This window comes from Rhodoluna sp. (assembly GCF_036721215.1).
GTDB lineage: Bacteria > Actinomycetota > Actinomycetes > Actinomycetales > Microbacteriaceae > Rhodoluna.
Genome location: NZ_DAIMLM010000002.1, coordinates 168,399 through 181,736, shown reverse-complemented (window position 1 = coordinate 181,736; position 13,338 = coordinate 168,399). Strand labels below are relative to the sequence as shown.

Below are 13,338 nucleotides of genomic sequence, written 5' to 3'. Positions count from 1 at the left end.
GGCTCGATTATCATGGTCAACATGACAAAACTTAAGCACGCCATCAGCGAAACTTCTCCAGCAGCCACTAAAGCAACCGCCTATGTAATAGGTGTAAAAGCAGATGGAGCAAAGTCAGCTCTTACCCACTCCAGCCTTGATGCCAAATTCTTGGCATCCATCAACTTGGAATCCCTTGGAGTAAGTGCGGCGCTAGGCAAAACCACAAAGGTTTCAGGGCCAAGTTCGAGCGTCGTGCTTTTGATTGGGTTAGGCCCTTCGAAAGACCTTGACTCTTTCAGGTTCATCGGCGGCGTCGCAGCGCGCGAGCTCGGCGCAGCTGAGCACGTGGTTATCGATGTTCCGCTGAAATCAGCGTCTGAAACCTTGGCTGTTTTTGAAGGCTTCTTGCTTGGCAACTACGATTTTCAGAACTACAAGTCAAAGCCGGTAAAGCGCAGCCTTGCAAAGGTAACTATCGTCTCCAAATCAAAGCCGAAGCCTGCGGAATTGTCCTCGGTTGAAACTGTTGTTTCAGCGGTGCATGCATGTCGTGACCTTGTCAATCAGCCAGCCAATGATCTATACCCGGAGGTCATGACCCAGCACGCAAAAAAGGCTTCCAAGAATCTTCCGATAAAAATAAAGGTCTGGGAAGAAAAGGATCTTGTCGCCGCAGGTCTTGGAGGAATCCATGCCGTTGGCAAGGGTTCTTCTAGGCCCCCGCGTCTTGTGAAGTTGGAATACAAGCCTGCTGGTGCCAAAGTATCTCTTGCCCTAGTTGGCAAGGGAATCACTTTTGATACCGGGGGTCTTTCTCTAAAACCCGCCGAGTCTATGGTTGGCATGAAATACGACATGACTGGTGCGGCAGCAGTTATGCAAGCGCTGGTTGCGATTGCAACTCTAGGTATAAAGGTAAAAGCCACCGCTTGGCTTTGCCTTGCAGAGAACATGCCTTCGGGCACAGCAACAAGGCCAAACGACATCATCAAGATCCGAAACGGAAAAACCGTTGAGGTTCTAAACACCGATGCCGAAGGCCGCTTAGTTCTCGCCGATGGTTTGTCTATGGCCGTTGAGGAGTCTCCTGATTACCTGATTGACGTGGCGACCCTAACCGGAGCTGCCACCATCGCTTTAGGTAATAGGTATGCCGGTTTAATGGGAGACGAAGCAGCAGTAAAGAAGGTAGAAAAAGCCTCCGAGTCGGTTGGTGAACTAGTGTGGCATATGCCACTTCCCGAAGAGCTAAGACCGCTTCTTGATTCCGACATTGCCGACATCGCAAACGTCAAGATCGGAAATAGAGCCGGTGGAATGCTTATCGGTGGTCTGTTTCTGAGGGAGTTTGTTGGCGCCGATCAGGCTAAGAAGCCAGCCTGGGCCCACCTTGATATTGCAGGTCCCGCCAACAACGACTTTGCTGCCTACGGCCACACACCCAAAGGTGCTACTGGGGTAACTGTGAGAACTCTGGTCCAGCTGGCGCGTGACCTGGCCAACTAGGCAACAGTAGTAAACTCTTCTGGTCCCCATAAGAATCCAACAACTAGGAGAATTCGCCTTGTCTGATAACTCATTCGATGTTGTAATCCTTGGCGGTGGAAGTGGCGGTTACGCAGCCGCTCTTCGCTCAGCGCAGCTAGGCAAGACCGTAGCTCTAATCGAAAAGGACAAGCTTGGCGGAACCTGCTTACACCGCGGTTGTATTCCAACCAAGGCCCTGCTTCACTCAGCAGAGATCGCGGACAACACCCGAGAAGCTGCCTCCTTTGGCATAAACGCCACCTTCGGATCAATTGACATGCCAAAAGTCAATGCCTACCGCGACTCAATTGTCGACAAACTTTTCAAGGGACTTACTGGATTAGTTGGTGCCGGTAAGAACATCACTATGGTTTCCGGTGAAGGTCGACTAACCGGCCCAAAAACTGTCACCGTGAACGGTGATACCTACACGGGAGTGAATCTTGTTCTAGCAACCGGCTCATACTCAAAGACCTTGCCGGGACTAGACATTGGTGGTCGAGTCATTACCTCTGACCACGCACTGAAGCTCAACTTCGTGCCAAAAAGCGTCATCGTTCTTGGCGGAGGAGTAATCGGTGTGGAATTCGCATCTATCTGGCGCTCATTCGGTGCTGAAGTAACAATTATCGAAGGCCTACCTCATCTTGTTCCAAACGAAGAAGAGTCAATTTCCAAGGCTCTTGAGCGCGCTTATCGCAAGCGTGGCATTGACTACAAACTTGGCGTTCGCTTCTCAGGTGTTGAGCAAACCGACACTTCTGTTACCGCAGTTCTGGAAGACGGAACTCGCGTCGAAGCAGAACTAATGCTCGTTGCTGTTGGTCGTGGACCACACACCGCAGGGTTGGGTTACGAAGAGCAGGGTCTGAAGCTGGATCGTGGTTGGGTCATCACTAACGAGCGCCTACAAACAAACCTTCCAGGGGTATACGCAGCAGGAGACATTGTTCCTGGCGTACAGCTAGCTCACCGTGGATTCCAGCAGGGCATCTTCATCGCTGAAGATATCGCAGGATTAGCGCCAGCCGTTATCGATGAAGACGGCATCCCAAAGGTCACTTACTGCGAGCCTGAGATTGCCTCCGTTGGACTATCTGAAGCAAAAGCAAAAGCAAAGTTTGGTGCCGAGAACGTTTCAACTTACGAGTACAACCTCGCTGGAAACGGAAAGTCAAACATCCTTGGAACCGCTGGATTTATCAAGCTCGTTCGCCAAAACAACGGACCAGTTGTTGGTGTTCATATGATCGGTTCTCGAGTTGGAGAGCAAATTGGTGAAGCGCAGCTAATTGTGAACTGGGAAGCATATCCTGAGGATGTTGCCAGCTTGGTTCACGCTCACCCAACCATGAACGAGGCTATCGGCGAGGCTCACCTAGCCCTTGCCGGTAAGCCGCTGCACGCCCACGCCTAGAATTAGAAAATACCCACAAGGAGTTTAGAAAATGAGCGAATCAGTAGTGCTACCAGCCCTCGGTGAGTCAGTAACCGAAGGCACAGTAACTAGATGGCTTAAAAAAGTTGGAGACAGCGTAGCTGTTGACGAACCCCTAGTAGAGGTATCAACCGATAAGGTGGACACCGAGATCCCTTCCCCTGTTGCTGGAGTTATCGAGCAAATCTTGGTCCAAGAAGACGAAACAGTGCGAGTTGGCGCAGTTCTTGTAATCATCTCCGGCGGATCCGGTGCCGCGCCAGCTGCACCGGTTGCAGCAGAGCCAGTAGCGCAAGCACCGGTAGCACCTCCGGTTGCGCCGCCGGCACCCGTTGCTCCCCCAGTTGCACCTCCGGTTGCGCAACCTGCACCCGTTGCTCCCCCAGTTGTAGCTCCGGTTTCCACCCCAATGATTTACACACCAGCGGCTCCAGTTTCCCCGGTAGTTCCTGTTGCACCAGTAGCTCCTGTTGCACCGGTTGCCGTACCCGCAGCCGCTGCATCGATGGACGCGGGTTACGTAACTCCTCTTGTTCGTAAACTCGCCCAAGATTCCGGAGTGGATCTAACTCGAGTAGTTGGCACCGGTGTAGGTGGAAGAATTCGCAAGGAAGATGTTTTGTCGGCAACAGCCGGAACATCACAAGCGATGTCTGTGCCTTCTGCCGCTCACGTTCCATCACCAGTTAGTGCGCAGCGCGGAACTTCCGAGCCAATGTCAAGACTGAGAAAAGTTCTCGCGGAACGCGCGGTTGCCTCCATGGTTTCCTCGGCCCAACTAACAACTGTTGTTGAGGTTGATGTTTCAAGAATTGCCGAAATGCGCAAGGCGGTCCAGCCAGCTTTCCAGGCGGCAACCGGTACCAAGCTGAACTTCATGCCGTTTTTCTTCCTAGCTGCAGCCGAAGCTCTTAGATCTCACCCGAAGCTCAACGCTTCTATTGAGGGCGAGATGATCAACTACCACCCGACCGAGAACATTAGCTTCGCGGTAGACACTGAGCGTGGTTTGCTAACTCCGGTAATCAGGGACGCTGCGAGCTTGAACCTCGCTCAAATTGCGGTTCAGATCGCAGACCTTGCCTCAAGAACCCGCGAAAACAAACTAAAGCCAGATGAAATGATGGGTGGCACCTTCACCTTGACTAACACTGGTTCACGTGGAGCACTATTTGACACTCCTGTTGTGTTCTTGCCACAGGTTGCAATTTTGGGAACCGGAATTGTTCAGAGAAGGCCAGTTGCAATCACAACTGCTGATGGCCAAGAATCAATCGCTATTCGTTCGATGGTTTATCTAGCCCTTAGCTACGATCACCGTCTAATTGATGGTGCCGATGCTTCCAGGTTCTTGGTAGATGTGAAGGCAAGACTTGAGTCTGCAAACTTCCAGGCAAACCTAGGAATCTAACTACTGCCCCAGCTCCAAAACCACACCGGAACCAGAAGTGTCCACTCGATGGTTTATCGCGCGTTTTCTTCCATCGCTACATTCCGCCACACCTGATACTTTGGCTGCTGAACCGATGACGCTCTCAACAAGAACAGTCATCTCACCAAGTCCAGTGTTCATTTGAATCTCTTGTCCCGCACTAAGTGCTGGCTGTTTCTCTAAAGACTCACCAAGCCAACGCTCAAACTCAGACTTGTTCGCATCAACAATGCAAGAGTCCGCAACTGTAATTACCTCTGTGCCCTCGTTTAGCTGCTGGCTTTGCTGCTGGCTGCTACTCCAGAAGAGCCCGAGGACAACTACCAAAATGATAGAAATCAGAGGTAAAGCGAAAAGTTTCAATTCTGGTTTTGCTTTGTTCTCAAGCTCAACAAAGCCGACCCCATCTAGATGCACTTGCTTACTCCGCGAAGTGTTTGCTCGTTCAAAAAGGCTCCCGATTAGCTCTCTGTTGCTAGCTGTGTCTGCTATTAGTACAGCAGGAGTTTTTCCAAGAGTTATCAGGCTTGGGCTCGGATTGAGATGCTCAACTGATTTGTATATTTGAGCCCAACTTGGTCCATAGAAAACATTTGAAACAAGCAACATCGAGTGCCCGATTGGTTCCTGGACACAGATGGCCTCAACGCCTGCAAGCTTTAGCTTCTTGCCTGTTGAGTATCCCGACGCTGTCAGTTTTCTTGCTACCACGGCTCGCATCCCTAAACGCTAGTTTGAGCGGGCAAAGAAGTGAGAGCTTGATTCAAGGTTTGGGATAACTCTTAGACTTATGAAGTGCCCGATTTTCTAGTTGCAGGATTTGAACCTGACTTTGTCGCTTATAACGAAGGTCTCCGGTTGCAGCGCGAGGTTCACAAGGAAGTGGTCGCCAAGTCAAGGCCCGACACTGTCATTTTGCTAGAGCACAGCAGCGTATACACAGCGGGCAAAAGAACTGAAGACTCCGAACGACCAGATGATGGCACCGAGGTCATCGAGGTTGACCGTGGAGGAAAGCTCACCTGGCATGGCCCTGGCCAATTGGTTGGCTACCCGATTATGAGACTTCCAGAGCCTTTTGACGTTGTGGGTTACGTTCGCTTTCTCGAGCAAGTGCTAATTGACGTCTGTAGCGATTTTGGATTAGCCACTGAGCGCGTGGTAGGCCGCTCGGGAGTTTGGGCTCCAACTGGTGACACCCACTTGAAAGTTGCGGCTATTGGCATCAGGGTCTCCGAGCGGGTAGCCATGCATGGCTTTGCTTTGAATTGCTCCAATTCACTTGATGCCTATGATCACATCGTGGCTTGTGGAATTGATGATGCTGGGACCAGCTCGATTACTGAACTGACTGGCACTTTGGTCACTCCGGCTATGGCTGCTGAGCGAGTAAAGCTGCGCCTGACCGACATTGCTAAAGTTGTCCTATGAGCCAGATCGACCAGGGCGAAAAGCCTGCCAAAAAGATGCTTCGAATCGAGGCTCGAAACTCGGCCATTCCCATTGAGCGCAAGCCTGAGTGGATTAGAACAGTTGCAAAAATGGGTCCTGAGTATCAGGCCATGCAAAAACTTGTTAAAGCTGAGAATCTAAACACTGTTTGCCAAGAAGCTGGTTGCCCAAACATCTACGAGTGCTGGGAAGATCGCGAAGCGACTTTCTTGATTGGTGGCTCGCAGTGCACCAGGCGTTGCGATTTTTGTCAGATCGACACTGGCAAGCCAGTGGCATTCGATCCTGATGAGCCACGCCGTGTTGCCGTTTCGGTAAAGCAAATGCAGCTTCGCTATGCGACCGTCACCGGAGTTGCAAGAGATGATCTTCCAGATGAGGGTGCTTGGCTCTACGCCGAGACCATCAAGCAAATACACAAGAAGTCTCCGGGCACCGGTGTTGAGATTTTAGTTCCTGACTTCTCAGGTAAACCACTTTTACTAAAGAAAGTTTTTGACGCTAAGCCAGAGGTCTTCGCTCATAACGTAGAAACAGTTCCACGCATTTTCAAGGAGATTCGCCCAGCCTTCAGTTACGAGAGGTCGCTTGATGTAATCACTCAGGCAAGAGAATATGGCCTCGTAACAAAGTCAAACTTGATACTGGGGATGGGCGAAACCATTGAAGAGATCTCCCAAGCAATGAAAGATTTGCATGATGCAGGAACTGACATCTTGACTATTACCCAGTATTTGCGACCAACTCCAAAGCACCATCCAGTTTCACGCTGGGTCAAGCCGCAGGAGTTTGTTGAGCTCAAGAATGAAGCGGAGCAGCTTGGCTTCTTGGGAGTGCTCAGCGGGCCACTGGTCAGGTCTTCTTATCGTGCGGGCAGACTGTGGGCTCAATCGATGAACAAAAAGGGGCTTCCAGTGCCAGAGAATCTCCAACACCTAGCAGAAGCTGCAGCAAGAGATGGCTTCTCGCAGGCTGTTGCATAACAAGAAGGAAATGATGGCAGAGAAAAAGCCAAAGGTTAAAAAAGAGCCAGGCAGAATCAAGCAACTTTGGCAGGTCTATAAGTTAACCGCCAAGGCTGATAAGAACTTTGTTCCACTTGGAATACTTTCCTTTGTTGGACCAATGGCGGCTGGAATCGTAGTTATCCTGCTGTTCTTTATGGACTCCCCGCTCTCGATATTCCTCTGGTCGGTATCGACCGTGCTGTTCTCAATTCTTTTGGCCCTCGGTGTGCTCTCCAGAAGAGCCGAACGCGCTGCGTTCATGAGAATCTCTGGCCAACCGGGCGCGGTGGCTGCCGTACTTACTGCGACTCTAAAGCGCGGCTACTCGACAAGTGATATGCCAGTTGCAGTAGACCCTAAATCCCGCGACGCTGTCTATCGAGCTGTTGGCCGAGCTGGCGTTGTTCTAATCGGCGAAGGAAGCTCAGCGCGCCTGAGGCAGATAGTCGAAGACGAAAAACGCAAGGTCTCAAGGGCTATTCCTGGAGTAACCGTGTCAGTGCTTTCGGTGAATGACCAACCAGGTTCAGTTCCGCTGCATGCCTTGACCAAGGCCATCTACAAGCTCAAAAGGACCCTCAGCCGAGCAGAAATCTCTGTTGTCAACAAGCGGCTAGCGGGCCTTGGGCTGAACATACCGATCCCGAAGGGCATTGACCCTAACCGGATGCGCGCCGGCCGGAGAATGTAGATTTTACATTCCCGAAACATTCCTAAAACAGCTTGAAACATCTAGCTAGCTAAGATTTGTCTATAACCAGTTGATTTGAAGGGATCTCTAATGTTCAAAACCGCAGCAGAAGTAGTCAAATACATCAAAGACAACGACGTAAAGTTTCTAGACGTTCGCTTCACCGATCTGCCTGGTGTGCAGCAGCACTTCAACCTTCCAGCTGCCATGATCGACCAGCAGTTCTTTGTTGACGGTCAACTCTTCGACGGCTCTTCAATTAGGGGTTTTGCCTCCATCCATGAATCAGACATGCAGCTAATCCCCGATGTAACAACTGCATATTTGGATGCCTTCCGAGTTGAGAAGACACTGAACATGATCTTTGATATTTACAACCCAAGAACTGGTGAAATCTACAGCCGTGACCCTCGTCAGGTTGCCAAGAAGGCTCAGGCATACCTTTCTACTACTGGTATTGCAGACACTGCGTTCTTTGCTCCAGAAGCAGAATTTTTTATCTTCGACGATGTTCGTTACGAAGTTAAGGCCAACACCGCCTACCACTTCATCGATAGCTCCGAGGCTGCTTGGAACTCCGGTCGAGAAGAGTCCGGCGGAAACTTGGCTAACAAGACTCCTTATAAGGGAGGCTACTTTCCAGTTTCTCCAGTAGATCAGCACGCAGACATTCGTGACCAGATCGTGCTCGAACTAGAAGCTGCAGGATTGTCAGTTGAACGAAGCCATCATGAGGTTGGCACCGCAGGTCAGGGTGAAATCAACTACCGCTTTGACACCCTTCTTCACGCCGGCGATGACATCTTGAAGTTCAAGTACATTGTGAAAAACGTTGCTCACTCATTTGGCAAGACTGCAACCTTTATGCCAAAGCCGCTATTTGGCGACAACGGTTCAGGTATGCACGTGCATCAGTCACTGTGGAAAGACGGCAAGCCATTGTTCTACGACGAGAGTGGCTACGGTGGTCTAAGCGACATGGCTCGCTGGTACATCGGTGGAATCCTAAAACACGCACCGAGCTTGCTTGCCTTTACAAACCCGAGCGTTAACTCCTACCACCGCCTAGTTCCTGGTTTCGAAGCTCCGGTGAACCTTGTTTACTCAGCTGGAAACAGATCTGCCGCTATTCGTATTCCAATGACTGGAACCAACCCGAAAGCTAAGCGCATCGAGTTCCGCGCGCCAGATGCTTCCTCAAACCCTTACCTTGCCTTCGCAGCGATGCTTATGGCCGGTCTTGATGGCATCAAGAACCGTATTGAACCTCACGAGCCAGTGGACAAAGACCTTTACGAATTGCCACCAGAAGAGGCAAAGCTGATCCCACAGGTTCCTGGAACCCTGGAAGAGGTTCTGCAGGCGCTAGAGGCAGATCACGACTACTTGCTTGCAGGTGATGTCTTTACCAAGGATCTAATCGAAACTTGGATTTCTTACAAGAGAGAAAAGGAAATCGCTCCTTTGGCACTTCGTCCGCACCCTTACGAGTTTGAGCTTTACTACGGCGTTTAGTCGTAGAACAGTTTCTCAAACACGGCTCTGGCTCGTCGCGTAGTGGCCAGGTAATCCTGCTCCAGTGCAGCAGCTCCGCCACGAGGGTACTCAAGTAATCTGGCAACAGATTCAAGTTGCTGACGATCGATCGGTAAAACATCGGTTCGTTTGTTCTGCGCCAGCATAACTGCGGAGCGAATCGCCGAAGATAGCTGCCAAGCCTGCTTGAGCACAATTGCATCGGATGATTGAACGATTCCGGCTTTCTCGAGCTGATCAAGAGCTTGCAAGGTATGGGGCGTCTGCAGACTTGGGTTGGAGTGTCCGTGCTTTAGTTGAAGTAGCTGAACCAACCACTCGACATCGCTAATGGAGCCTCTTCCCAGCTTTAAATGCCTCATCGGGTCAGCACCAAGTGGTAGCCGTTCAACTTCGACTCTGGCCTTGATTCTTCTTATTTCAATTACCGCAGCTTCTTCCATTTGTTCTGGATAGCGATGGCGATCAATCAGCGAAACAAACTCGTCCTTTACTGATTCCTGTCCTGAAATTACCCGTGCTCGGAGCAGTGCCTGAGACTCCCAGGTCCCCGCCCAACGCTGATAGTAACTGGCGTAGGAATCAATCGACCTGACAATGGGTCCGTTTTTACCTTCTGGCCGAAGATCCAGATCTAGCTCAAACTCAAGAATCTGATCTGAGCAAAGTCTTCGAATCTCAGAAACCAGCTCTTGGGCCTCTGACTGCGCAAGGTTGACGTCGGCAACTGTTGGTTTGTATACGAACATCACATCGGCGTCCGAACCAAACCCAAGCTCTGCTCCCCCGAACCGGCCCATGGCAACTATTGCAAGCTCTTGGCTTAGGTTCCCAAGTTTTGCACGCATCGAGCCGGCAGCAAGTTCTTGCATGCTCAATAGATACGCCTCGGTTATATCAGATAGGCCTTTCGAAGAGGCATCAAGATCAAGTGAACCGATAACGAATCCGATTGCAACCCGGAGGGTCTCTTTTCTACGAATAGCTTTGATGCTGGCTGCGGCTAAATCCGGGTCTTCATGACGGGAAATGATTGCCTGAAATTGACCAAGTAGTTGATCCAATTTTTGTGGCAGAAGCTCTTCTTCGCGTTCAAACCAGGCTGCCGCTTCTGGCATTCGTTCAAACAGCGATGTTGCTAGACGACTTGTTGAAAACACCTGCGTCATGCGCTTGGCAGCTCCTGATGAGTCACGCAGCATCCGAAGGTACCAGTGAGAATCCCCCAGATCCTCACTCAATCTTCGAAAAGCCAAAAGTGCAGCATCTGGGTCAGTGCCCTCGGCAAACCACTGCAGCAACACAGGCAAGAGTTGTCTTTGAATCGCTGCTCTCCTGGACAAACCAGAAGTCAAGGCAGTGATGTGCGCCAAAGCACTGCGGGAATCTTGAAAACCAATTGCGCCGAGTCGATCTTGTGCTTGGGCGCTGGTTAGCTCAAGATCTTCTTGACTAAGACCCGATACCGCGCTCAGCAGCGGCCTATAGAAAAGCTGCTGGTGCAAATCACGAACTTCGAGCTTTACCGATTCCCATCTTTCAATTAGATTCGTGGCGCTTAGCTCCAAGGAAAGTGACCTGGCGATTGCTCTTCTTGCAAGCTCATCGGCTGGCATCAGGTGGGTGCGCCTTAGCTGACTTAGTTGAATCCGGTGCTCGAGAAGTCTTAAGAAGCGATAGTGATCACTAAATCGCTTCCCGTCATCTCTGGCGATGTATCCACCAGTTGCCAAGGCGTCAATGGCTCCTAGGGTGCCCCTTTCCCGAAGTGAGCTATCGGTTCTTCCGTGAACTAACTGCAGCAGTTGAACCGTGAACTCGATGTCCCTTAGGCCTCCTGGGCCAAGCTTGATCTGAGCGTCCACTTCGCTTATTGGAATGTTGTCCGTAACTAGTTGCCTCATGCGCTGAACGGATTCAACAAAGTTATCGCGGGCGGTAGATTCCCAAACCATGGGTTGGGTAACTCCCAAGTATTTCTCACCAAGCTCGGTGTCGCCGGCAATTGGCCTTGCCTTCAAGAGAGCCTGAAACTCCCAGCTCTCAGCCCATCTCTCGTAGTAGGTTTTGTGGGAATCAAGAGATCTAACTAAAGCGCCAGCTTTACCCTCGGGTCGCAAGTTGGCATCAACTTGCCAGAGCGCTGGTTCCAAATCTGACTCGTCCATAATTCGCATCATCCGAGAGCAAACCTTGGTCGCAATCTCAAGCGCCCTATCGGTTTCAATTTCGCTGGAGGCAGGTTCGGCAACATAAATGACATCAACGTCCGATATGTAGTTCAATTCCCGTGCCCCACACTTACCCATGCCAATTACCGCAATGCGGGTGTTGGAAACATCCTGTTTAGGGAAATGAACTTGGTTTGCCTCGTCAGAAAGTTCTGCCTTGGCAAGAGTGAGTCCTGCTTCAATTGCTGCTGCTGCCAAATCTGCCAGTGCTTTAGACACGGGTCCGATTTGGCCTGCTGGATCTTGCGAGCAAACATCGAAGATTGCGATTTTTAGAAGCTGCTGCCGATAGGCAATCCTTATCGGTGAAACACCTATGGCAGCCTTAGTAAGCGCTATTAGAGATGATTCCGCGCTTGGTAATGCTGGCTCTTGCAAAAACAATTCAAGTGCTGCTGGCTCTCGATCAAGGAATTCATAAAGCCCAACTGATGCACCAAGTACTTTACACAGCCGCCCAAACGCTGCCTGATTCACTGCGATTGATTTAATCTTTGGGTTGTTGTCCCGGGTTAGACGAACAAGGAGCTCGAGGCACTGGTCGGGATCTTGAGTGTTTCCAATTGGATCAAGAAGCTTTGATTCGCTAAGACTTAACTGCGCAGATAGATTGGCGAGCTTCTGCTGAGCTTGGTCTAGTTCGATAAAGCCAGAGCCGGCAAGCTCAGATAATCCGGTGCTGCGCTCTCGGGCCATTAGCTACTAAAGAGTTTCTAGATTCCGCTTTAGTTCAAATGGGGTGACTTGGGTTCTATAAGCAGCCCACTCCGCTCTCTTGTTAGCGAGCATGTGGCTAAATACTTGCTCACCGAGAGTTTCTGCTGCAAGTTCCGATTCTTCAAACTTTCGAATGGCGTGATCCAGAGATTGTGGCAGGGGTTCGATTCCCATAGCCCGACGCTCCGAATCGGTTAGGTTCCAAACGTTGTCTTCGGTCTCCGCGGGCAGTTCATACTCGTTCTCAATACCTTTGAGTCCTGCTGCAAGCAGCAGAGCGTAGGCAAGGTACGGGTTTGCAGCCGAGTCGATGGCTCGATACTCAATGCGAGAGGACTGACCCTTGTCTGGCTTGTATAGCGGAACACGAATCAAAGCTGAGCGGTTGTTGTGTCCCCAGCAAACAAAGCTTGGCGCTTCTCCGCCGCCCCAAAGGCGCTTATATGAGTTCACATACTGATTGGTAACAGCGGTGATCTCAGGAGCGTGGCGCAATAATCCAGCCATGAACTGACGACCGACTTTAGATAACCGATACTGGCCGCTGGCGTCGAAGAACGCGTTGGTGTCACCTTCAAATAGCGACATGTGGGTGTGCATTCCAGAGCCTGGATGCTCAGTGAAAGGTTTTGGCATAAAGGTGGCGTATACGCCCTGCTCAATGGCAACTTCCTTGATGACGGTTCTAAAGGTCATGATGTTATCTGCCATGGTTAGTGCATCGGCGTAACGGAGATCGATTTCATTTTGACCAGGACCACCTTCGTGGTGGCTGAACTCAACAGAGATACCCAGCTGCTCGAGCATGGTAACGGCTCTTCTGCGGAAGTTGTGTGCTGTGCCACCTGGAACGTTATCGAAGTAACCTGCGTTATCGACCGGAATTGGGCCTTCCGGACCAATCTGAGATGACTTTAGAAGATAGAACTCAATCTCGGGGTGAATGTAAAAAGAGAAGCCAAGGTCGCTGGCTTTAGCTAAAGCCCTGCGCAAAACGTTTCTTGGGTCGGCAGCAGCGGGCTGGCCATCTGGAGTCATAATGTCGCAAAACATTCTTGCGGTTGGGTCTACGTCTCCTCGCCATGGAAGAATCTGAAAAGTCGATGGATCTGGAGCCGCCAACATATCGGCCTCATATGCTCGTGAGAGTCCTTCGATTGCAGAGCCATCAAAACCTAAGCCTTCGGCAAACGCCCCTTCAACTTCGGCAGGAGCGACGGCAACCATTTTGAGAGTTCCAGCAACATCGGTGAACCAAAGTCGAACGAACTTAACGCCTCGCTCTTCGATTGTTCTGAGCACAAAATCGCGCTGCTTATCCATGA

At 50.8% G+C, this 13,338-nt stretch carries 10 protein-coding genes; 7 read left to right on the top strand and 3 right to left on the bottom strand.

Annotated features, from left to right (window positions below; genetic code table 11):
• Positions 1-12 precede the first annotated feature (12 nt).
• The 3 genes from AC9UCN_RS04175 to AC9UCN_RS04165 are packed head-to-tail and all read left to right on the top strand — an operon-like array spanning position 13 to position 4,358.
• Positions 13-1,488: a leucyl aminopeptidase gene (locus AC9UCN_RS04175; protein ID WP_509524045.1), complete on the top strand. Its 1,476-nt coding sequence runs from the start codon at positions 13-15 to the stop codon at positions 1,486-1,488.
• A gap of 58 nt (positions 1,489-1,546) precedes the next feature.
• On the top strand, positions 1,547-2,926 hold the full coding sequence (gene lpdA / locus AC9UCN_RS04170) for a dihydrolipoyl dehydrogenase (RefSeq protein ID WP_509524043.1): 1,380 nt from the start codon (positions 1,547-1,549) through the stop codon (positions 2,924-2,926).
• 31 nt (positions 2,927-2,957) lie between these two features.
• A complete protein-coding gene (locus AC9UCN_RS04165; RefSeq protein WP_509524041.1) occupies positions 2,958-4,358 on the top strand; it encodes a 2-oxo acid dehydrogenase subunit E2 in 1,401 nt (466 codons plus the stop codon).
• On the opposite strand, the gene AC9UCN_RS04160 is transcribed toward AC9UCN_RS04165, so the two are convergent.
• Entirely contained in the window at positions 4,359-5,099 is a 741-nt protein-coding gene (locus AC9UCN_RS04160) for a hypothetical protein (RefSeq protein ID WP_509524038.1), read from the bottom strand.
• 75 nt (positions 5,100-5,174) lie between these two features.
• Here AC9UCN_RS04160 and lipB point away from each other — a divergent pair, with 75 nt between their 5' ends.
• The 4 genes from lipB to glnA (AC9UCN_RS04140) all read left to right on the top strand — a co-directional run bounded on the left by lipB (position 5,175) and on the right by glnA (AC9UCN_RS04140) (position 9,044).
• Entirely contained in the window at positions 5,175-5,810 is a 636-nt protein-coding gene (lipB, locus tag AC9UCN_RS04155; RefSeq protein ID WP_509524035.1) for a lipoyl(octanoyl) transferase LipB, read from the top strand.
• Complete coding sequence (lipA, locus tag AC9UCN_RS04150; RefSeq protein ID WP_509524033.1) at positions 5,807-6,814, top strand: lipoyl synthase; 1,008 nt, start codon at positions 5,807-5,809, stop codon at positions 6,812-6,814. The genes lipB and lipA overlap by 4 nt, the downstream gene beginning before the upstream one ends.
• A 13-nt stretch (positions 6,815-6,827) precedes the next feature.
• Positions 6,828-7,529: a DUF4191 domain-containing protein gene (locus tag AC9UCN_RS04145; protein ID WP_509524030.1), complete on the top strand. Its 702-nt coding sequence runs from the start codon at positions 6,828-6,830 to the stop codon at positions 7,527-7,529.
• A 90-nt stretch (positions 7,530-7,619) separates the two neighbouring features.
• Positions 7,620-9,044 (top strand): type I glutamate--ammonia ligase, encoded by a 1,425-nt coding sequence (gene glnA / locus AC9UCN_RS04140; protein ID WP_509524027.1) that lies wholly within the window; start codon positions 7,620-7,622, stop codon positions 9,042-9,044.
• Here the strand turns inward: glnA (AC9UCN_RS04140) and AC9UCN_RS04135 are convergent.
• Both AC9UCN_RS04135 and glnA (AC9UCN_RS04130) read right to left on the bottom strand, forming a co-directional pair.
• Positions 9,041-11,992, bottom strand: a complete 2,952-nt coding sequence (locus AC9UCN_RS04135) for a bifunctional [glutamine synthetase] adenylyltransferase/[glutamine synthetase]-adenylyl-L-tyrosine phosphorylase (RefSeq protein WP_509524025.1) — start codon at positions 11,990-11,992, stop codon at positions 9,041-9,043. The genes glnA (AC9UCN_RS04140) and AC9UCN_RS04135 overlap by 4 nt on opposite strands.
• Before the next feature lie 6 nt (positions 11,993-11,998).
• Positions 11,999-13,336 (bottom strand): type I glutamate--ammonia ligase, encoded by a 1,338-nt coding sequence (gene glnA, locus AC9UCN_RS04130; protein WP_509524023.1) that lies wholly within the window; start codon positions 13,334-13,336, stop codon positions 11,999-12,001.
• Positions 13,337-13,338 lie beyond the last annotated feature (2 nt).